This is a genomic window from Collinsella sp. AF28-5AC (assembly GCF_003457875.1).
In the GTDB taxonomy this organism is placed as follows: domain Bacteria; phylum Actinomycetota; class Coriobacteriia; order Coriobacteriales; family Coriobacteriaceae; genus Collinsella.
The window spans coordinates 1,192-1,444 of the sequence record NZ_QRTA01000039.1; positions in this window are offsets into that span (position 1 = coordinate 1,192).

The following is a 253-nucleotide window of genomic DNA, read 5'->3' on the forward strand; positions in this document are numbered from 1 at the left end:
CCGCGGCGTGCCCGCGGCGAAGGCCAACGCGGCCACCGCGGCCGAGCTCGTGAGGTGGCTCTGGGCCCTCGGCATGATGTGCCGGGAGGGCGCGGAATAGACATAGCCCCCGTCCCGGCGAGCCGGGCGGCCTTCGGGGATACCCCCTATTTCGCTGTGCGCGCGGAGCCCTCCGCATGCGCCTCGACAGACTTGGGGAACCCCGCCGAAGGAATGGAGTGCGGGCCGACAGAACGGTATCCGCGGATATGAG